Raw genomic sequence first — 20,350 nt, forward strand, 5'->3', positions numbered from 1 at the left:
ATCCGCCGCTGGCCGTGCCCGGCCGGCTCAAGGGAACGTCATGCGAAAACAACTCACTATCCGTGGTGGACTCGTCGCGACCATCGCCGGCTACACCGTGCTGCTCGTGCTGGTGGTCGGCGCAGGCATCGCGGCGCTTTATATGGGCAACGGTTCGCTCGAGGCGATGTACCGCGACGATACCGCGTCGCTGCTGCATCTGAAGACCAGCTCCGAGCGAATGCTGGTGCTGCGCGAACGCATGAGCGACGTCGCGCAGATCATCAGCGCCGGCCAGCCCGCGAAGGCGGAAGTCGCGCAACTCCACACGCTGCTCAAGCAGAGCGACGACGAGCTGGACGCGTACACGCGCCTGCATCCGCGCGACGCCGGCGAGCAGGCGCTGTTCGACACGCTGCAGAATCGCCGGCGCGCGCTGCTCGATCGCGTGTTCCTGAAGGCACTGTCGCAGCTCGACGGCGACGACGCGTTCAACTTCCTCGACACCCAGCGCACCGCGCCGCCGGCATTGTTCGCCGCCTACCAGGAGGCGATCGACGCGCTCGAATCGTTCCAGGTCACGCGTCAGAAGGCGCGCTACGATGCGGCCGGTGCGAATTTCCACCGGATCGTATGGGGGATGGGGGCGGTCGCGGTGCTGGCGCTCGTCGTCGGCTTCGCTGCGCAGCGCGTGCTCGCGAAGGCGATCATCGGGCCGATCAATCTCGCGGTCGACCAGTTCGAAAAGATCTCGAAGGGCGACCTGACCGGCACCGTCGTCGTGCCGGGCGAGAACGAGATGGCGTATCTGCTGAATGCGCTGAAGCGGATGCAGGACGGCCTCGTCGAGACCGTCAGCCAGGTGCGCGCGAGCACCGAGACGATCGTCGGCGACGTGCGCACGATCGCGAGCGGCAACGTCGACCTGTCCGCGCGCACCGAGCAGCAGGCCGTGTCGCTGCAGCAGGCGGCCGCGAGCGTCGAGCAACTGACGGCGGCCGTGCGCCAGAACGCGGACAACGCGCGCGATGCGCGCACCTACGTCGAGGGCGCGGCCGGCATTGCATCGCGCGGCGGCGAAGCGATGCAGCGCGTCGTCGAGACGATGTCGGAAATTTCGCACAGCTCGACACGCATCTCCGGCATCGTCGGCGTGATCGAGAGCATCGCGTTCCAGACCAACATCCTCGCGCTGAACGCCGCCGTCGAAGCCGCGCGCGCGGGTGAGCAAGGGCGCGGTTTCGCGGTCGTCGCGAGCGAGGTGCGCGGGCTCGCGCAACGTTGCGCGGCGGCGGCGAAGGAAATCCGCGATCTGATCGGCCATTCCGCGCGACGCATCGAAGACGGCAGCGGCCTCGTCGCCCTGGCCGGCTCGGCGATGGCCGAGCTGGTTGCGGCGGTCGAGCGCGTCAACACGATCATGGGCGAAACCAGCCAGGCATTCGACGAGCAGTCGTCGGGCATCGAACAGGTGAACGCCGCGGTGATCCAGATGGAGCAGATGATGCAGCGCAATGCCGCACTGGTCGAGGAGGCGGCGGCCGCGGCGCTGTCGCTCGACGAACAGGGCGCGCGGCTGAGTGCGGCGGTCGCGCAGTTCCGTCTGCGCGAAGCGGCGCTCGCGTGACGGGCGCGCTTATTGCGGTGCGTCGGGCAACGCGTAGTCGAAGCGGTACGCATGCCGGCCGTTGTCGATGTCGATGTGCATCGAACCGGACAGCCCGAGCAACTCGTCCGTGCCGGAATCGGGCACGACCGTGATCGACTGCGCCGGCTGCCCGCGCGTCATGGTGGAGCTGTGCTGCAGGACAAAACTGCCCTTGCGTCCGCCGAGCACGCCTGTGACGGTTTCCATCGCCACGTACCCGGCCGAACCCTGAACGCTGCTGCGAAACGCGAGCATTTCGCCTTGGCTGACGGCTTCCAGATCGCCGTGAAAATGCTTGTCCAGCGACATGCGGCCGAGCCCGCTGGATTCGGCGACGCGACTCAGGGATTCCGGATTCAGCTTTACTTCGAATGGACCGCTGGCCTGCAGTTTCATTGGCATTCTCCTCGTTGAATGGGCACTCCGCACTATAAGCCAAGCGGGTTCCGCCGACGGTGACCGAATGCCGGCCGTGTACGGGTCGAGCCGTCGCGCCACCGCAGTCCGACATCTTCCTCTACTCATCGCCTTGACCTTGAAGCTGACTTGAAGCTTAGAGTCCTTGCTGACGGCAGTGAATCGGCAGGCTGTGGATTTCGCCTGCCACGGTCGAGCATCGACGAGAGGCGACGAACATGGACAGACGTTTTACACAGGTCGAATTCGGGCCGCACACGGTCGACGTGCCCGAGGGCGGGTACTACGACCGGTTCCGGATGAATCCGGACCTGGACGCGGTGGCGCGCGATCCCGCGGCGGGGAACATCGATTTTTTCCGGCGAATTCCGAAGCGTCAGGTGGCATCACGCGTGGGCCCGACCTGGGCGCCGAACTTCTACTACCGTTCCAGCAGCATTCAACTGCTGTTCCTTGCACCGCTCGACCGCTTGCGGACCATGCTGCCGATCCCGCTCGAACCGCTGCGGGCGCTGCCCGGATACGGGCTCGTCGCGCTGACGTTCTTTTCGTATTCGGTCTGCGACAACGATCCGTATGACGAAGTATCGGTCGCGGTGGTCATTCGCCGGCCCGGCGCGACAGGTTCGCACGCGCTGGAACTGATCGACTCGATGCGGCGCCGGAGTTTCTTCGCGCACGTGCTGGCGCTGCCGGTCACGACGGACATTGCGCGGGTACGTGGCGTACACGGCTATCAGTTGCCGAAGTGGCTCGCCGAGATCGACGTGAACATCGATGCCACCGCGCGCGCGCGTATCGCCGGCCCGGGCGGGCGGCCGGATCTGAGCCTGAGCGTGCCGCTGCCGACGCTGACCCACGTCCCGTCGCAATCGCACATGGGTACGACGACGATGGTCAATCGCATCGACGGCGAATGGCATCAGTCGTCGGTGCAGACCAACATGCTGTCGTTCGCGCAGCGCCTGTTGCCGCGCAACGTCGAGCTGGTGCGGCACGGCGGGCCGCTGAGCCAGTTGCTCGACGGGCTCGGCGCATCCACAATCATGCGTCTCGACGTGGTCAAGGATGCGCAACTGGTCCTGAATCTGCCGACGCCTTTGAGGGCGTTCGACGAATCCGGAAAGCCACGCTAACGATACGGATGCGTGCGACGTGCGCGCACGGAAGGAGTCGTCCATGCCTCAACCGACCTACGATCTCGTCGTATTTGGCGCCACCAGTTTCGTCGGGCAAATCCTGACCCGCTATCTGTCCGACTACCTGTCGGACGCGGGCGCCGGCGATACGTTGCGCTGGGCGATCGCGGGCCGCTCCGACGCGAAGCTCAGGCAGGTCCGGGATACGCTCGGCGCGGCCGGGCAGTCGGTGCCGATCATCGTCGCCGACGCGGCCGACGAAGCGCAGCTTCAGGCACTGTGCGCGCAAACGCGGGTGGTCGTGTCCACCGTCGGCCCCTACGCGCTGTACGGCGAGCCGCTGGTCAGGGTCTGCGCGCAAACCGGCACCGACTATTGCGATCTCACCGGCGAGACGCAGTGGATCAGGCGGATGATCGACCGGTACGAAGCCGCGGCCCGGCAATCGGGCGCGCGCATCGTGCATTGCTGCGGCTTCGATTCGGTGCCTTCCGACATGGGCGTGTTCTTCCTGCAGCAACAGGCGCGGCAGCAGTGGGGCGAGCCGGCCGCTCATGTGAAGATGCGCGTCAAAACGCTGAAGGGCGGTGCGTCGGGCGGCACCGTGGCCAGCGTGATCAACGTCGTGCGCGAGGCGGCGGCGGATCCGGCATTGCGCCGCGAACTGCTCGATCCTTATTCGTTGTGCCCGCAACGGCATGGTTTCACGGTGCGGCAGCACGCGGTGCGATCCGCCGAATTCGATCGCGACTGCGGCGCGTGGATCGCACCGTTCGTGATGGCCGCGATCAACGAGCGCGTCGTGCACCGCTCCAATGCGCTGGCGGGCAATGCGTACGGCAGCCGCTTCACCTATGACGAGGCCGTGATGACGGGCACGGGCCTGAAAGGACGCGTGACCGCGCTGACGATGGTGGCGGGCCTCGGCGCATTCATGGTGGGCGTCCTCATCGGGCCGGTGCGCGGCCTGATGGCGCGCTTCCTGCTGCCGAAACCCGGCGAGGGGCCGAGCGTCGACGCCCAACGGGCCGGCCGCTACGATTTGCGCTTCTTCGGCCGCACCGACGACGGGCGAATCTTGCGCGTGAAAGTCACCGGCGATCGCGATCCCGGCTACGGCTCCACCGGCAAGATGCTCGGTCAGGCCGCGCTCGGCCTCGCGCTCGATTGCCGCCGCGACGGCGTGAAGACCGGCCGCGGCGGCGGTTTCTGGACGCCCGCGACGATGTTCGACGAGCGCTATATCGAGCGCCTGGTTCGCCATGCCGGGTTGCGTTTCGAGGTGATTTGAAGGCAGTCGCCATCCGCTATTCGAGCCGGGCGGGACGCCATGCAGGGGCCGGCGCCGGCGGGACGCACGCAGGCGCTGCCCGCTATGCCCGGTTGCGCGTGCCTGCTCCGGCGCGGGCGGCCGTTTCGTCCAGGATCATTGCGGCGAATTCGACAGCCGCCGGCATCCGCGCGTCGTGCATCATCACGAATTCCATCTCCGGCAGTGCCGGCAAGCCTTCGGGCAAGCCGAGTTCGCGAAGCGTGTCGTCGATCGCGCTGCGCGGCACCGGTGCGATCGCGATGCCGGCCCGTGCGAAGGTGCGGATGCCGGTCACGCTCGGGCTTTCGCACGCGATCCGGTAACGCATGCCGGCCAGCGCGAGCGCCTTGATGGCGGCGCCGCGATACGGGCATGGATCGGGGAAGCACGCGAGCGGCACGTCGCCTTCCGGCAGCGGCTCATGCCGCGCGAACGCCCAGACGAGCGGCTCTTGCCACAGCGTCGCGCCATGGCCCGAGTGCGAGCACCGGCTGCCGATCACGAGATCGAATTCGCCGTCGGCATGCCGTCGAAACAGGCTGTCACCGATATCGACGACGAGCTCCAGCCGCAGGCCGCGTCGCGCGGCGCCATGGCGGCGCATCAGGTCCGGCAGCCAGCCGCCTGCGAAATCCTCCGACACGCCGATCCGCAGCTTGACGTCGACCGCGTTACCCGTTCCCAGCCTGGCGCGCGCTTCCGCGCTCAGGTTGAGCATCGCACGCGCGTAGCCGAGCAGCGTTTCGCCGTGTGGGGTGAGCGTCACGCTGCGCGTATTGCGCACGAGCAGTGTCTGGCCGACCTGTTGCTCGAGGCGCACGATCTGCGCGCTGACCGCGGACTGGCTGAGGTTCAGCCGGCGCCCGGCGCCGGTGAAGCTGCGCACGTCGGCGACTGCAACGAACGTATGAAGCAGCGCGGTGTCGAGAGGAGGGTTCATTCATCACCAATCCGGGTCAATTCGATCAATTAATATCGTTTCCGGATTATAGGCCGACCCGCTAGGCTGCGAAGTGCAGTGGGCGAGCGCGCATCCCGCGCGCCGTCGTCACTTCTGGCAAGGACCGGCGTCATGACATGCGTGCTCTATATCGAAGGCTCACCCAACAAGGCATATTCGGCGTCCATCGAGGTATGCGACGCGTTTCTCGACACATACCGGCAAGTGCATCCCGATCACGAGATTCGGAAGCTCGATATCTGGGATCTGCCGATGCCCGAGTTCGATGCCGCCGCGCTGGCCGCGAAATATGCGGGATTGAGCGGCACGGCATTGACGCCGGAGCAGGCGGCAGCGTGGCGGCAGATCGAGCGGCTCGCGGCGCCGTTCCACGCAGCGGACAAGTTCCTGTTCGGCGTGCCGCTGTGGAATTTCAGCATTCCGTACAAACTCAAGCACCTGATCGACGTGATCTCGCAGAAGGATGTGTTGTTCACGTTCGATGCGGCGGGGTTTGCCGGCAAGCTGATCGGCAAAAAGGCGGCGGTGGTCTACGCGCGCGGGCTGGCCTATCAGTCGCCGGGGTCGTTGACGCCGGCTGCCGAGTTCGATCTGCAGCGCCCTTACATGGAAACGTGGCTCAGGTTCGTGGGCGTGACGGACGTCACCGGGATCGTCGTCGAGCGCACGTTGTTCCCGGACGGGAAGGTCGACCGCAGCCGCGCGATCGACGAAGCTCGGGCGATTGCGCGCACGTTCTGACGTCGCCGCGCGCTGCATCCGTGCGAGCCGAGGGTCAGCGCCCGCCGCGTGCGACGGCGAGCGCGACGCCGAAGCCCACCAAGAGGCATCCGAACGTGCGATCGATCCAGTGCCGCAGCGCCAGCAGGCGATCGCGGACGGCCGTGGCGGAGAAACAGATCGCCACGAGGCTGAACCAGCCGGCATGTGCGGCCGCGATGAATGCGCCGTAACCGATCTGCACGATCAGCGGCGTGTCGGGGCGCACGGCCTGCATGAACAGGCTGACGATGAACACCGTGGTTTTGGGATTCAGCGCGTTGGTCAGAAAGCCCGTGCGCAGCGCGGCGAGATCGGACAGCGGCGCCACGCGGGTGTCGGCTTGCGCGTCGCCGGCTTTCGTCATGAGCATCTTTGCGCCGAGGTAGATCAGGTACATCGCGCCGATCAGCTTGACGGCGTTGAAGAGCCACAGCGATTGTCGGACCAGGAGCCCGACGCCCAGCAGCGTGTAGCTCACGTGGACCGTCACGCCGAGCCCGATCCCGCATGCGGTGAACACGCCGGAACGACGCGACAGCATCAGGCTGTTGCGCGTGACCATCGCGAAGTCAGGCCCCGGGCTGATGACGGCCAGCAGCGTAATGGTGACTACGACTATCAGTTCGGTCATGGTGTTGCTCCAGCGATGAATGGGTTGATGGCACAATCGTATCCATCGTGCTTCATCGGGGAAAACGATGTTTTCTGACCAGAATGGTGAGTCTGGATCACAGTCGATTCGGGCGAACCTGCCGTCGCTGATGGCGCTGCGTTGTTTCGAGGCGGCGGCGCGTCACGAGAATTTCAGCCGCGCGGCCGACGAGCTGTGCCTGACCCATGGCGCGGTCAGCCGCGCGGTACGTCTGCTCGAGGACGACCTGGGCGTGGCGCTGTTCGTGCGACGCAGTCGTCGCGTGTTCCTGACCGATGCCGGCCGCACGCTCGCCCAGGCCGTCCATGATGGCCTGGGGCTGATGCGTCACGCCGCCCACGCATTGCGCACCGAGGCCGCCCGTGCGCGACGTCCGGTCCTGTCGTGCGAGCCGACGCTCCTGATGCGCTGGCTGATTCCGCGCTGGCCGGATTTCCAGGCGCGGCATGCGGGCGTCGATATCCATCTGGCCGCCGCGGGCGGGCCGTTCTCGTTCGACGACGGTATCGACATGGCGATTCGTCGCAACGATCTCGCGTGGCCGGCCGGGTATCACGCGGAACGTCTGTTCGCCGAACGGGTGGGGCCGGTTTGCCGGCCGGACAGGGTCGGCGCGTGGTTTGCATCGCGTCGCGGCGGCCGCGCGTTGAAGCCCGACGCTGCGCTGCTGCATACGCGGACCCGGCCGGACGCATGGCACGCGTGGGCGGCGGCGGCGAAGCAGCCGGCCGCGAACGGGCGCGGGCAGCGGTTCGATCACTTCTACTTCAGTCTGCAGGCGGCCGTCGCGGGGCTTGGGGTGGCGATCGGGCCGTGGCATCTGGTGCGCGACGACATCGAAAGCGGTGTGCTGGTTGCGCCGATGGGGTTCGTCGAGGATGGATCCGATTACTACCTGTTGACGCCGGCGCCGGTGGCGGACGGGAGTGCGCAGGCGGCGTTGCTGGGCTGGTTGAGGGGACGGGTTTGACGGCGGTTGCCAAGCGGGCCTTCAAACAGGCGGCGAAGCGTGTGCCCGAAGCGCCGGGGTGATTCAGGCGATGGCAGGCGTGGCATGCCTCGCCGCTGTCAACGGACCGGCACGGACCGGTCGTCGCGTTGAACCAGGACTCGTACCGCCCGCACGAGATGGCGATTGATCGTCGGAATCAGCGAGGCGGGAATCTCGTGAGGGCCGGCAGTTCGAAAATCGGCTACGTGCATGATATGAACCAACCCGACGTTGAACTGAACGAATGCTTCGATGTCCGGGTCGTCCCGGATGGCCGCTTTCATCGCGTCATCATCGACCCAGTGTGACCAATACAGCGTGAACGTGGGCGTGTCGACTGGCGGAAGCGCCCGGAAACCTGCATGAACGAGCCGCTCGAATTGCGTCCGGTTCGCCTTGACGATACAGGATGCACCGTACAGGCCGATACCACTGCGCGCGAGGTGGTCGATCCACCAGTCGTTCTGCCATCGCTCGTATCCGAGCAACGCGCCCTCGAGGCGTTCCATGTTCTCGCAACCGTCCCCTTCCAGGTTGATGTGCTGCCGGATCAATTCCAGCGCGCGGAAGCGCCACTCCTCACCTTTGCGCGCATAGAAGATTTGCCCGATACGACGAGCGGGACGATCCGGGCGAGCCGGAGCGTCCTGGATGATTTCGTGAGCGTGCAGGACACCTCGAGCGACATACGCGTCGAAACGTGCCTTCAGTTCCACCGACGGTAACCATTCGCTGTTGAATTCAACGAACCCGAACGGCTTCCGCCCGTGCACCATCAAAGCCAGTTCGTAACCGGTATGGACCAGGTAAGGCATGTGAGCGCCGGTATCGACATGCCTGCGGAGGTATCCCTGGCGCGAATCATGTCCGAACTCGATCCCGAAGACCTCGCACACGGCGATGACCTGCGCCGGAGTCAGGCGATACCAGTCGTCGAGTTCCGCCTCCTCGGGTGCGTCCGGATCGACGAGTCGTCGCAGCGTATCGAGGTCGTCGGTTTCGAAGCGAACTTCCAGGCACGGGTAAAGCAGATCCGCGTCGATGGCCGACAGAATGAAAGAAGTTTGCGGATATCGCATGGTAGTTCCCGATGTACCGATATCAGATACCGTAGTCGCCGCTGTCCCGCCACTCGAAGATAGTCACGTGGCTTGCAGCCTGGGGCTGAACGTTCGCGTCGTTCGTCAAACAGGCTGATGCACGATCTTGATCGCGCTGCCCGAGCGCAAGGAAAGTTCAGTCGACGATATAGCACTCGCGGATTTTTTGGATTGTGGCAAGTTCGTCGAGCGGCTTCAAGGTCGCCTTGGGCAGGGAGCGACGACTGTCTCTGTATCCGGAATGGGCAGCGCAGTGGTTCCGCGCTACGCTCGTCGGCATTGATCGACGCAGATGCCAGACTGGTCTTTGCCGAATTCAATTGCACGCGACGCGGGGTTTCCCGGGAACAAGCCGTCGCGATCGACATTGCAGGCGACGAACAGAGTTGGCGCAAAGATCGACATCGTCACCATTGCGTGCAAACCTGAGTGTTGCAAGGGCAATACCGGATAGCCGGCCAGACGCACGGGCGTGGCAGATTTCGACCGGCTTTGCCGAAATGGCGCATGATGGCGTGCGCGTCGCTAAAAGATCGTTGCGATGTGCTTTATCGCACCTGTGAATGAGCGTGGATAAAGTTGCACTCATTCTTCATCTTTTTTACAAAACATTTAACGACGCGCGTGCAACCCCGGGCGATGTCGGGCCGCAGCGAACATTTCCCGTCGCCTTTAAACCCGCATCTTTACCCGACCATCCACGACGAGGCGTGGCGATGCTACTTCAAACCGGTAATTTATTCAGCGCCGAAGGGCGGCGCGGCGGCGACGAGCGAATCGACATGCTGGTCACGGGCCCGCACGTGAACGTCGAGCGAATCGTATCGATGGGGCATGCGAGCCCGGACGGGTTCTGGTATGACGACTCGCGCGCCGAATGGGTCGTGCTGCTGTCCGGCGCGGCCGTGCTCGAATTCGAAGCGGATGCAACGCGGCTCGATATGCGCGCGGGAGATTACGTGCTGATCGAGCCGCATTGCCGTCATCGTGTCGCGTGGACGCATGACGAAATGCAAACCGTCTGGCTTGCGATCTATTACGAACGCTGAAGAAAGGATTGGCGTGCGGCACGATCGGTCGATTGACCCGTGCGCGACACGCCGATCGGGCAAAACCTCGTCAACCGGAACGGCCTTGGAAACCCGCCGGTATCGATGCCCGACTCAATGCCCAAATCGCCGGACAGCGCGTTGAATCGCGCGCCGGATCATGCCGGCAATCTTATTCCTGGATCAGGAATCGATTGCGATTCTTCGCATCCTTGATCCATGCGGGCGCGCGACCGCGGCCCGACCAGGTCGCGCCGGTCTTCGGATCGCGATACTTTGCCTGCACGGGAGCGCCCGCTTGTTTGGCCGGCCGACCGCGGCGCGTACCGAAAATGTCTTTTTCGGTAATGCCGTATTCCGCGACTTTGGTGCGGATGTCGTCGACGATCGCCTGGAATTCAGCGACGCGCGCTGCTTCGGCTTTCTCGGCCAAAGCGTCCATTTGAGCTTTCAGTTCCTTGTAAGTTGCCATATATCACTCTTCAGGTTGTGTCCATACATGATAGCGGTTTCAACCTGAAATGATAAAGAAAATTGCGCCGACTACGAATTCCATTGCCGATATGGCAATGCACGACTGCTTCGAACACCTGAGAAGTGGTTTGACTTGAATCGTTTGCGTCCGATCTTCTCCGGCGAGACACGCTGCGGAGACTCAATTATTCTTTATCTTTTTTCAGAGGGATTGGGGAATTCACTGATGAACAGGGATGACACGCTGAAACAGGTTGCAGCCGAATTCGGATTCGATCCGGACGAAACGATCAGGATCGGCGGAAAGTACACGCCCGTGCTGGTCGACGGAAGCACGGCCTACATTGCCGGCCAGGTGCCGCGTATCGGGGAAGTGGTGCATTTCGTCGGCGTCGTGGGCGAATCCGTTTCGCTGGACGATGGCCGCCGCGCGGCCGGCATCTCGGCGCTGCGTGCGCTGTCGCTGATCCGCAAGCATTGCGGCACGCTCGATGCGATCGCGACGGTGCCGCGCATGACCGTGTACGTGCGCAGCGCGCCCGGCTTCACGATGCAAAGCGAAGTGGCCGACGGCGCGTCCGACGTGTTGTACGCGGTGCTCGGCGACGCCGGCGTCCATACGCGTTCGTCGGTCGGCGTGCTGCAATTGCCGAAGGGTGCATCGGTCGAAGCGGATTTCATTTTCGGGCTGAACCGCGGCGGTGCCGCTGGTTGATTCGCCGTGGCTGGGCGACGGAACGCGCCGCCTGGCGTCGATCAGCGCGCCGTGCGCGAACGGGCGGCTTCGGGCGTCATTCCGGTCCATTCACTGAATGCGCGGAAGAACGAATTCGGATCCTGGTAGCCGAGCAGGAAAGCGATCTGACTGTAGGGCAGATCCGAGCGATCGAGGTAATGCCACGCGAGCTTCTCGCGAACTTCCGCGAGCAGCGTTTTGAAGTTCGCGCCTTCGTCGCCGAGCCGCCGCTGCAGCGTCCGCTTGCTGATCGCGAGCGTTCGGGCGACGCCGTCCGTGGTCGCGAGCCCGCCCGGAATCAATTCGAGCAGCGCCGCGCGCACGCGCTCGACGATGCCGGCTTCGGCCGACAACGCGTCGAGGCGGCGGCGCAGGTCGGGCTCGAAAATCTGCCACATCGCATGGTTCGCGGTCACGAACGGACGCCGCGCATCCTGCAGCGCCACGCTGACGGAAGGCGCATCGCCGTACTGTGGCGTCACGCCGAAAAAGCGCGCATAGCCGGGGTGCGGGCGAACGTCGCGCGGCAGCGTGACGGCGCGCGCCGGCAACTCGGTGCGGGTCGCGAGCCGTGCCAGTTTCACGAAGAAGCCGAGTTCGGCCGCGACCAGCATGCCGGGCGGCGGCACCTCGCGTTCCAGGAAGTCGACGGCGAGGGTGAGCGCGTCGGCCTCGTGCGACACACGCAACCGGATCGGGCCGATCAGCGGCTTGAACTGGCCGATCCGCCGGATCGCGATCTCCAGGTTGGGGCTGCACAACGCGGCGAACAGCGGCGGATCGAAGGCTTCGACCGAGAGCAGATCGAGGATGCGCAGTGCGACGGCCGGCATGTTCGCCATGTCCTCCATCGCACGCCACATGCGGAAGTACTCGCGGGTCGTCAGCCCGTTCTCCGGCCGCGTGAACAGATCGGCAGGCAATTGCGCGTGCCGCAGCAGTTCGTCGGCGCGCAGGCCGAGGTCGACCATCACGACCTGCCAGCCCGGCGAAATCGCGAAGCGGTTCATCGCCGCAATTGCCCGGTTTCGACGAGTTGCTGAAAGAAATCGTTCATCGACTCGGCGAGCGGGCGATAGCGGATCCCCAGTTCGTTGCGGCTGCGGCTGTTGTCGGCGCGCCAGGGCAGCCCGATGTTGCGGGCGACCACGCGGCGCGTCACGCTTTTGTTCGCGAGCGGGCCGACCAGCCACACCAGCCATTTGGGCAGGATGCGCCGCGGAATCGGGTAGTCGGCGCCATACCGTTCCAGCAGCGTGGCGGCCATCGCCGGCAGGCTCGTGTCGTGCGCCGACACGATGTAGCGGCCGTTGGCGTTCGGCAGGAACGCCGCACGCAGATGCGCGTCGGCCACGTCGCGGACATCCACGGCGCCCAGGCCGAGATCCGGCACGCCGGCCTTCATCGTGCCGTTGCCCATCTGCCGCACGATCTCGAAGCTTTCCGATGTCGCATACGGGTTGATGCCGGGCCCGATCACGAGCGACGGGTTGACGGTCACGAGATCCCAGCGTTGCTGCTGGCGGGCGATCTTCCACGCTTCGCGCTCGGCAACCGTCTTCGAATACGAATAGGGCTGATGGGTCAGCGACGAACTGGTGTTCCAGATCGCTTCGGTGAACACACCACCGGGTGTTGCGGCGAGATCGGCGTTGTCGCCGTAGATCGCGGCGCAACTGCTGGTCAGCACGACGCGCCGCACCGACGGCGTGCGGTTGGCCGTCTCGAGCACGTTGCGCGTGCCCAGCAGCGCCGGATCGACCAGCTCCTTCTGCGGATCGGTGACCGTGACGGTGAACGGCGACGCGGTATGGAACACGGTCCCGCAACCGGCCATCGCGTCGGCATATGACCCGGGTTCGAGCAGGTCGGCGCGGAAATAGCGGATCGTGCCGGGCTTGCCGGCCGCGATGCGCTGCAGATGCTCGAGCTTGTCGGGGCTGTCGGGGTCGCGCACGGCCGCATGGACCGTCAGGCCGGCCTCGAGCAGCCGCTGCACGAGCCAGCCCGCGACGTAGCCGGTTGCGCCCGTCACCATGACGGGCAGGTCGGTATCGATATTCATGGACGGGATTCCGTTGCAGAGATGATGCGCCATGATGCCGCCTTTTGCGCGCCACTTCACTCGCAAAGCGTGCCAATCGACATGCAGGGCGCGACAGCGTCGCGACGTACGCAGGCTCATGCGAGCGCCATTCACGCGATCGGATCGACGGCGTCATGCGCATCGGACCGTCTCTGCACGACGCGCTCGCGAGCGACGGCAGGAAATTCCGCGGCGCGCTGTTTCGCGCCAATGCTCGGCTTTCCTATCGAATGGATGACGACTGGAACGATGCCGCGCGCTGGAACATCACGAAGCCCGGTGGTGCATCCGGGCGTCCGGACGGGCGGGAAGCGCTGGAGCCGCCGGACTGACGTGTGACGTGCGCGGCATCGCGTGCGACGAAGCGGCACGTCGCTCCCGGCGGTCGATTCGTCAGATGTGAAAGCGCGCGATTCGTCGTGCGGTAGCGTCCCGCTCCTGTCTTCATCCCCGTCATTTCCGGAAGCCGCGACCTGACCGATATCAACCGGCATCCCCACTTTTGGGGATGCCGGCGCCGCGCGGTACGCCTACGATGATCAACAAGGCACCGGGGACCGGATATCACCAGAACAATCGAGCAGGCCTGTCGTTCCGTGTCGATCGCCGTGAACGTCCGCACGGTCGATCGTCACAGCCGTCGCGTACGCTGACGTGCAACGTAGGCGGTGCGTCGTTGGCGCCGCGAACGACGGCGCGTTGATGACGGAAGGCCTGATGTCGTATTTCGGGGAATTTCAATCAATATGCTCGCACGAGACTATGTGGAACGAGAGCTCTCGCATATCCAGCGCATGGTGGCGCTGCTGGACAGCGAGACGGACGTCGACGACGTGTCGATGTCGGGCGCGGGACGCGTCAGGCATCCGAGTTACTGGCGCGGACGCATCGAGGAACTGCTGTCGACGCCCGACGTGCCGCGTCACGTCAGAAAGCTGAGCGAAGCGGTGCTCGCGAAGATCGACGAGATGGAAGCGCGATTCGCGACGATGAAGTAAGTGCATCGTCGGGAGCAGGCGCCGAACCGCGTGCCATCGCATCACGATCGGCCTCGAACGCCGCCACTTGCGACAACCTTTCGTTCCGCGCTAACCGCGCCAACCGCGCCACCCGCGCCACCCGCGCAGGCCGCCATCCGCCGTCTGCGTCAACGCCGATTCCACGGCCGCCGTGTCAAAAACGACCATTACGTCAGACGAGAAACGGTAACAAACGTGGTATTTCGATCAAACCCGCATCGGCAATTTGAACAATGAGGCCGATTGAGTAAGATGCCCGAACGACGTTCGACGAAAACGCACGGCGCGGGGTGGCCAGATGCAGATGAACGGGTTGATTCCATCGGCATGGATCGATGACATCTACGCCGCGGCACTGGGCGATCAACGATGGGAAGCGGTGCTGGACGGGCTGCGCTTGTCGGTCGGCGCACGCATGGCCACATTGCTGTCGTTCGATGATGCGGCGAGGCTGCCGGCGATCGAACAGGCGGCCGGCGACGATCCGTCGTGGGTCGCCGCGTGCCACCACAGCTACAACACCGAGTTCTACCTGTACGACCCGGTCGTGCCGGTTGCCGCCGACTGGCCGGCGGGGCGCTGGTTCGAGGACGTCAAGCACCTGTCGGTGCGCGAGCGCACACATGGCGTGTTCTACCGGGAATTCCTGCAGCCGTTCGGGCTCGGCAGCATCTCCGGCCTGTACATTCATCGCGGCGAAGGCGCCGGCGCGTTCCTGAGCGTACAGGGCGGCCCGGAAGCGCAAGGGCTGTCCGACGCGCAGCGCCGCACCATCGAAATCATGGGCGCCCACATCAGCCGCGCGCTGCGCATCCACGCACGCATCGGCGAGCTCGAAGCGCGCGTGGCCGCCGCGGAGTCGGCGCTCGATGCGGTGCCGGTGCCGGTATTCCTGCTCGGCGCGCAGCGCGAGCTGCGCTATATGAATCGCGCCGCCCAGCAGCTGATCGCCGCTGAACCGGCGCTGCGGATCGTGAACGGCCGGTTCGCGCCGGAAGGCTGCGTCGACGATGCGCAATGGCGGCACGCGTTCGCGCGCGGCGGGCTGTTGCTGCGGCGTACCACCGGCGAACCGCTGCCGCTCGCGCTGATTCCCGTTCCCGAACAGTCGCGCCTCGCGCGCGAACGGCCCGGCGTCGCGGCGCTGATGACGGCCGCCGACCTGCGCTCGCCGGCGGCGCGCGCGCAGCGCTTGCGGGTGTTCTACGGGCTGTCGTCGGCCGAAGCCGATCTCGCCGTGCTGCTGTGCTGCGACGGGCATTCGCCGCAGGAGTGCGCGGCGCTGCGCGGCGTTTCGATCGGCACGGTCCGCGCGCAGATCAAGTCGATCTACACGAAGACGGACGTCGCGCGCGCCGCGCAACTGACGTCGCTCGTCATGCAGACCTGAACGATCGATGCCCGCGCGCGCGGCGGCGTTTTGACCTATCCGCCGCCGATTCCCTGCAGTATCTTGCCGGTCCCGCCGCAGACGGTGCATGGCTGACCCTCCACCCGGCCGGTGCCGCGGCAGACGCGGCACGTGTCCTCGCCGATGCCCGGCGCGTCGGCCGGGCCTTCGTCGCCGGCGTTCGGCGAGGCAGCCGGGTCGGGGGTCGCTGATGGCTTCGTGGTCGACATCACAGGCTCCTTTCGCGTTGCGTGATGTCACGGCGAGCATCGCGCGTGCCCGCGAGCCGGCACGCGCGACGGCGACGGCAGGGCCGCGCGTTACAGCGCCGGCGCCCACGTCGACCCGAACGGGTTCGACTGGTCGATGCCCGGGAAGTCGACGAACGCCTTGCTGCAGTCGAGCACGCTGGCCGGATCGATCGCATGGACCGCGCTGCCGTTGACGACCACCCGGTTCGCGGTCGACGGGAACACCGGCAGGTTCACGTTGCGCAGCGTGAGGTTCGCGTCGGACGCGATCGTCGCGATGCCGTCGGGCGTATCGGCCACCACGTCGGTCAGCGACATCACGAGCGGGAACGCCGGCTCGCCGTAGCCGCCGGTGTTCGCCTCGAAGCCCTGCAGCTTCACGCCGGCCGCGCCCTCGATCACGACGTTCGCGAGCGAGATGTCGTGGAAGTTCGGATACAGCGGGCCGCTCGCGGGCACGGCCTTGGTGCTGTAGTACGGCGTGAACAGCAGCGCGTTCTTCGCATCGCGGATGCAGATATTCGCGTAGTGGATGTTGCTCACTTCGCCGCCGCGCGCATAGTCGGACTTGATGCGCAGTCCTTCTTCCGAATCGCGGAACGCATTGTCGTACACCTGAACGTTGGTCACGCCGCCGTTGGTCTCGCTGCCGATCGAGATGCCGTGCCCCCAGTAGATGTGGTTGTGCGCGATCACGACGCCCCATTTGCGATCGGCGCGCACGTCGCGATTGCCGTCGATGCCGAACAGCCCCGAGCCGGCGGGCGCCGGATTGTTGCTACCCTTGAGCGCGATATCGTCGTCGCCGGTGCTCACGTAGTTGTACGCGAACACGAAGTTCTTCAGGTAGCCGTCGAACGAGATCGCGGCGGCGGACGTCGTCGTGCTGCCGGTCGACAGCGCCACCGACGTCGGCTTCGACGCGGAGCCCGGGTCGAACGCGTCGGTGTTCTTCACGTTGTCCGCGTTGAACGTCTGCCCGTTGTACAGCGGGTTGCCGTTGCCGGCCGGGTTCGCGAACGCGGCGAGCGTCGGCGTCTGCACCTTCACGTTCCAGATCGTCAGCCCGTCGACGCCGCTCGGCACCACGTGGAAATTCGGGCTGTTGTTCAGCGTGATGCGGTACAGCGTGAGGTTCTTCGCGTAGTTGAACACCATCAGCCGGAAATTCGACTGCGAGCCGAAGCCGGTCGTGCCGTTCTGCACCATGTTGCCGAGATACGCGAGATCCCACCACGTCATGTTGCGCACCGTCGATTTCGAATCGACGACCGTGCCGCCGTCGTCGCATGCGGTGCCGTCGGGCGCCACGGTGCCGCTCTTGTACGCCGCGTAGGTGTTCGAGCAGGTCAGGTCGACCTTCATCAGCGGGTATTTCGCATCGGACGTCACGAGCTCCGCGTAGCCGCGCCCGTCGATCCGGCCGTCGCCGACCACGGCCGCGTTGACGAGGTTGGTGCCGGTGATCAGCGCGGCGCAGTTCGACGAGCTGCCGGCTTTCGTCGCGCTGACGGCCGTGTTGCCGCAGTACGGGCCGGCGGCGTTCGGCGAATACGCCTTCACGTCGCGCGACGCATACAGCGTGACGCCCTTGTCGATCCACAGCGTGACGCCGGACGGCAGCGTCAGCGGCCCGCTGATGAAGCCGTTGCCGGGCCCCGCGCGATTGACGACGAGCCGCACCGCGAACTTGCTCGCGCGGTACTTCGGCTTCGCGAGTTCCTCGCCGGACGCGCCGGCGAGGTTCGCGTTCGGCGCGGCGGCCGTCTTCTGCGCGGCGGTGGCCGCGGCGTCCGCCGCCGCGATCGTCGCGCCCACTTCGGCGTCGACCGCCGCGCCGCAGGCGTCGAGCGCGGCCTGGATGCGCGCCTGGTCGGGGTTGGCCGTCGCGGTCGACACGGCCTTGCCGACGCCGGCCGTCGACGGATCGGCCTCCGGCGGCAGCGAGCCGTCGGGGCGGCTCACGAGCGTATTGGCGGCTTCGAGCGTGCTGCACACCTGCGTGTCGGCGGGCAACGCCGGTTCGGGCGGCAGGTTCGGGTCGACGGTCGTCGTGCCGACCTGGAACACGCTGGTCGCGGGCGGTGCGGTCGACGCCGCGCCGCCGCCGGTACTCGCGTCGTCGCCGCCGCACGCGGTGAGCGCGGCGGCGGTGGCGAGCAGCGCGGCGAGCAGGCCGAGCGCACGCGGGCGTCGGCTGGGCGGGGAATTCGGCCGGGAATGTGGCCGGGCAACGGAAAGTGTCATGACGGAGATCTCCTGAAGAGGCATCGGCTGCGCGATGCCGGGTTGGTATCGGGTCGTTCGGGCGGCGCGGGTCGCCGCGACGCGAGCGCGGGGGCTGACGGGCAGCGGGCAACGCTGAAGCGGGCGGGAGCGGCCGCCGGCGCGGGTCGTCGAGCCGGGCGCCACCGACGCGAATCGCGTCGTGCGGGATGCGGGCCGGCGCGCGCTCGTGGCGCCGCGGCGGCGTGACAACATCGTGGTCAGTCATCCTATAACGACGACAAGCGAAGCGAAACAAGGCCGCAGGATGTCGGGAAACCGCCACGTCGGTATCCTGTTTGCATGCCGACCCGGTTCCGGAAAACGTTTCGCGAAAAAGCGCGGAAACAGAGAATGCGATTCCTCGATTCCCGTCAAAAGCCCTTGATGGCAGCGGTTATAGGGGTATGCACCAAGTGAGTTAAACGGTTAACCGACGTACATTCGCTCGACACGTCATACGACGTATGACTCTGCGGTTCAAGGAAGCGTACCGACGACGCAGGCGCCTGCCGACGGATCGCCGCACAACAACGATCGACCATCAAGGAGACTCACCATGAAGCACCGATTCACCGGCTCCCGTACCGCCCTGGCCGTCGCACTGATGGCCGGTTTCGCGATGTCCGCGCAGGCGCGCGTGTTCCGCTCGGCGGACGTGCACGGCGACACCTTCCCGACCAACATGGCCGTGAAGTTCATGGGCGAGGAACTGTCGAAGCAGACGGGCGGCAAGGATTCGATCAAGGTGTTCGGCAACAGCGCGCTCGGCTCCGAGAAGGACACGGTCGACCAGGTGCGGATCGGCGCGATCGACATGGCGCGCGTGAACGGCGCGTCGTTCAACGAGATCGTGCCGGAATCGCTGATTCCGTCGTTCCCGTTCCTGTTCCGCGACGTCGCGCACTTCCGCAAGGCGATGTACGGGCCGGCCGGCCAGAAGATCCTCGATGCGTTCACCGCGAAGGGGATGATCGCGCTGACGTTCTACGAGAGCGGCGCGCGCTCGATCTACGCGAAGCGCCCGGTGCGCTCGCCGGCCGACATGAAGGGGCTGAAGGTGCGCGTGCAACCGTCCGACCTGATGGTCGACGAGATCAAGGCGATGGGCGGCACGCCGACGCCGATGCCGTTCGCCGAGGTGTACACGGGCCTGAAGACGGGCCTCGTCGATGCGGCGGAAAACAACCTGCCGTCGTACGAGGAAACCAAGCACTACGAAGTTGCGCCCGATTACTCGGAGACGCAGCACGCGATGACGCCGGAAGTGCTGGTGTTCTCGAAGAAGATCTGGGACACGCTGTCGCCGCAGGAGCAGGCGGCGATCCGCAAGGCGGCGGCCGATTCGGTGCCGTACTACCAGAAGCTGTGGACCGCGCGCGAGGCGTCCGCGCAGCAGCTGGTGACGAAGGGCGGCGCGAAGATCCTGCCGGCCGCGCAGATCGACCGCGCGGCGTTCGTGAAGGCGATGCAGCCGCTGTGGACCAAGTATGAAAAGACGCCGCAGATGAAGCAGATCGTCGACGAGATCGAGGCCACCAAGTGACGCGTCGCACTTCCCTGAACAGCGCGGCGGCCGCGGGCGCGTCGGCCGCCGCCCCCGACGGCGCGGCGCCGGCGCGGCCGCACGCCGCGCCGCTGCTGCGCTGCGTGAACGACGTGCTGTTCCGCGTGCTGGCGGGAATCGCTTCAGCATGCCTCGCGGTACTCACGGTGCTGGTGTTCTATGCGGTCGTGATGCGCTACGTGTTCGAGAATGCGCCGGATTTCGTCGAGCCGATCGCGCTGTTGCTCGTGATCGTGATCGCGATGTTCGGCGCGGCGATGAAGGTGCGCGACGGCGGCCATATCGGCCTCGATTCGCTGGTGCGCCGGCTGTCGCCGAAGGCGCGCACGGTCGTCATCGCGATCCAGCACCTGAGCCTGATCGCGTTCGCGATCATGATCATGATCGGCTGCGGCAGCATGGCCGCCGAGACGATGGGCGACCGCATCCCGATCATCGGGCTGCCCGAAGGCGTGCGCTACCTGATCACGATGCCCGCGGCGGTTGCGATCATCTTCTTCTCGCTCGAGCACCTGCTCGCGCTTCGTCGTACTTCGTCGGGACAATAACGCC

The 20,350-nt window shown here is 65.8% G+C and carries 21 protein-coding genes; 12 read left to right on the top strand and 9 right to left on the bottom strand.

Annotated elements, in window-relative coordinates; genetic code table 11:
• Nucleotides 1–40 precede the first annotated feature (40 nt).
• Nucleotides 41–1,606: a methyl-accepting chemotaxis protein gene (locus tag KU887_RS31255; protein ID WP_258258735.1), complete on the top strand. Its 1,566-nt coding sequence runs from the start codon at nt 41–43 to the stop codon at nt 1,604–1,606.
• Nucleotides 1,607–1,615: 9 nt separating this feature from the next.
• Here the strand turns inward: KU887_RS31255 and KU887_RS31260 are convergent, their stop codons facing one another.
• Nucleotides 1,616–2,023, bottom strand: a complete 408-nt coding sequence (locus KU887_RS31260; protein ID WP_034203941.1) for a DUF3224 domain-containing protein — start codon at nt 2,021–2,023, stop codon at nt 1,616–1,618.
• Nucleotides 2,024–2,262: 239 nt separating this feature from the next.
• Between KU887_RS31260 and KU887_RS31265 the strand changes: the two genes are divergently transcribed.
• A complete protein-coding gene (locus KU887_RS31265; protein ID WP_006483364.1) occupies nt 2,263–3,180 on the top strand; it encodes an acetoacetate decarboxylase family protein in 918 nt (305 codons plus the stop codon).
• 43 nt (nt 3,181–3,223) lie between these two features.
• A complete protein-coding gene (locus tag KU887_RS31270; RefSeq protein WP_034203942.1) occupies nt 3,224–4,474 on the top strand; it encodes a trans-acting enoyl reductase family protein in 1,251 nt (416 codons plus the stop codon).
• An 82-nt stretch (nt 4,475–4,556) separates the two neighbouring features.
• Here KU887_RS31270 and KU887_RS31275 read toward each other — a convergent pair whose 3' ends face one another.
• Nucleotides 4,557–5,435: a LysR substrate-binding domain-containing protein gene (locus KU887_RS31275; RefSeq protein ID WP_062911509.1), complete on the bottom strand. Its 879-nt coding sequence runs from the start codon at nt 5,433–5,435 to the stop codon at nt 4,557–4,559.
• A gap of 132 nt (nt 5,436–5,567) precedes the next feature.
• On the opposite strand from KU887_RS31275, the gene KU887_RS31280 reads away from it, so the two are divergent.
• Entirely contained in the window at nt 5,568–6,197 is a 630-nt protein-coding gene (locus KU887_RS31280) for an FMN-dependent NADH-azoreductase (protein WP_062911508.1), read from the top strand.
• Nucleotides 6,198–6,231: 34 nt separating this feature from the next.
• On the opposite strand, the gene KU887_RS31285 is transcribed toward KU887_RS31280, so the two are convergent.
• On the bottom strand, nt 6,232–6,849 hold the full coding sequence (locus KU887_RS31285) for a LysE family translocator (RefSeq protein WP_258258739.1): 618 nt from the start codon (nt 6,847–6,849) through the stop codon (nt 6,232–6,234).
• Nucleotides 6,850–6,916: 67 nt separating this feature from the next.
• Between KU887_RS31285 and KU887_RS31290 the strand changes: the two genes are divergently transcribed.
• Nucleotides 6,917–7,840: a LysR family transcriptional regulator gene (locus KU887_RS31290; RefSeq protein WP_258258740.1), complete on the top strand. Its 924-nt coding sequence runs from the start codon at nt 6,917–6,919 to the stop codon at nt 7,838–7,840.
• Nucleotides 7,841–7,938: 98 nt separating this feature from the next.
• Here KU887_RS31290 and KU887_RS31295 read toward each other — a convergent pair whose 3' ends face one another.
• Nucleotides 7,939–8,940, bottom strand: a complete 1,002-nt coding sequence (locus KU887_RS31295) for a hypothetical protein (RefSeq protein ID WP_230878135.1) — start codon at nt 8,938–8,940, stop codon at nt 7,939–7,941.
• A 737-nt stretch (nt 8,941–9,677) separates the two neighbouring features.
• Here KU887_RS31295 and KU887_RS31300 point away from each other — a divergent pair.
• Nucleotides 9,678–10,010 (top strand): cupin domain-containing protein, encoded by a 333-nt coding sequence (locus KU887_RS31300; protein ID WP_006483368.1) that lies wholly within the window; start codon nt 9,678–9,680, stop codon nt 10,008–10,010.
• A 172-nt stretch (nt 10,011–10,182) separates the two neighbouring features.
• Here KU887_RS31300 and KU887_RS31305 read toward each other — a convergent pair whose 3' ends face one another.
• Nucleotides 10,183–10,482 (bottom strand): H-NS family nucleoid-associated regulatory protein, encoded by a 300-nt coding sequence (locus KU887_RS31305; protein ID WP_006483375.1) that lies wholly within the window; start codon nt 10,480–10,482, stop codon nt 10,183–10,185.
• A gap of 228 nt (nt 10,483–10,710) precedes the next feature.
• Here KU887_RS31305 and KU887_RS31310 point away from each other — a divergent pair, with 228 nt between their 5' ends.
• Nucleotides 10,711–11,199, top strand: a complete 489-nt coding sequence (locus KU887_RS31310; RefSeq protein ID WP_006483369.1) for a RidA family protein — start codon at nt 10,711–10,713, stop codon at nt 11,197–11,199.
• A 41-nt stretch (nt 11,200–11,240) separates the two neighbouring features.
• Here KU887_RS31310 and KU887_RS31315 read toward each other — a convergent pair whose 3' ends face one another.
• Together KU887_RS31315 and KU887_RS31320 are read right to left on the bottom strand one after the other, a co-directional pair.
• Nucleotides 11,241–12,230, bottom strand: a complete 990-nt coding sequence (locus KU887_RS31315) for an AraC family transcriptional regulator (protein ID WP_058903851.1) — start codon at nt 12,228–12,230, stop codon at nt 11,241–11,243.
• Entirely contained in the window at nt 12,227–13,285 is a 1,059-nt protein-coding gene (locus KU887_RS31320) for an NAD-dependent epimerase/dehydratase family protein (protein ID WP_006497990.1), read from the bottom strand. The genes KU887_RS31315 and KU887_RS31320 overlap by 4 nt, the downstream gene beginning before the upstream one ends.
• Nucleotides 13,286–13,440: 155 nt before the next feature.
• Here KU887_RS31320 and KU887_RS31325 point away from each other — a divergent pair, with 155 nt between their 5' ends.
• The 3 genes from KU887_RS31325 to KU887_RS31335 all read left to right on the top strand — a co-directional run bounded on the left by KU887_RS31325 (nt 13,441) and on the right by KU887_RS31335 (nt 15,715).
• Nucleotides 13,441–13,638 (top strand): hypothetical protein, encoded by a 198-nt coding sequence (locus KU887_RS31325; RefSeq protein ID WP_227746377.1) that lies wholly within the window; start codon nt 13,441–13,443, stop codon nt 13,636–13,638.
• Between the two features lie 414 nt (nt 13,639–14,052).
• Nucleotides 14,053–14,304, top strand: coding sequence for a hypothetical protein (locus tag KU887_RS31330; protein WP_006483379.1), 252 nt, complete (start codon nt 14,053–14,055; stop codon nt 14,302–14,304).
• 325 nt (nt 14,305–14,629) lie between these two features.
• Entirely contained in the window at nt 14,630–15,715 is a 1,086-nt protein-coding gene (locus KU887_RS31335; protein ID WP_227746376.1) for a helix-turn-helix transcriptional regulator, read from the top strand.
• A gap of 35 nt (nt 15,716–15,750) precedes the next feature.
• On the opposite strand, the gene KU887_RS31340 is transcribed toward KU887_RS31335, so the two are convergent.
• Together KU887_RS31340 and KU887_RS31345 are read right to left on the bottom strand one after the other, a co-directional pair.
• The gene (locus KU887_RS31340) at nt 15,751–15,945 is read right to left on the bottom strand and encodes a hypothetical protein (RefSeq protein WP_006483370.1); all 195 of its coding nucleotides are present in this window, start codon (nt 15,943–15,945) and stop codon (nt 15,751–15,753) included.
• A 90-nt stretch (nt 15,946–16,035) separates the two neighbouring features.
• Entirely contained in the window at nt 16,036–18,213 is a 2,178-nt protein-coding gene (locus tag KU887_RS31345; RefSeq protein ID WP_111441973.1) for a glycoside hydrolase family 28 protein, read from the bottom strand.
• A 577-nt stretch (nt 18,214–18,790) separates the two neighbouring features.
• Here KU887_RS31345 and KU887_RS31350 point away from each other — a divergent pair.
• The gene (locus KU887_RS31350; protein WP_006481984.1) at nt 18,791–19,777 is read left to right on the top strand and encodes a TRAP transporter substrate-binding protein; all 987 of its coding nucleotides are present in this window, start codon (nt 18,791–18,793) and stop codon (nt 19,775–19,777) included.
• Complete coding sequence (locus tag KU887_RS31355; protein WP_012493692.1) at nt 19,774–20,346, top strand: TRAP transporter small permease; 573 nt, start codon at nt 19,774–19,776, stop codon at nt 20,344–20,346. The genes KU887_RS31350 and KU887_RS31355 overlap by 4 nt, the downstream gene beginning before the upstream one ends.
• Nucleotides 20,347–20,350 lie beyond the last annotated feature (4 nt).

Source organism: Burkholderia sp. EMB26, assembly GCF_024730645.1.
GTDB classification, from domain to species: Bacteria; Pseudomonadota; Gammaproteobacteria; order Burkholderiales; family Burkholderiaceae; genus Burkholderia; species Burkholderia cenocepacia.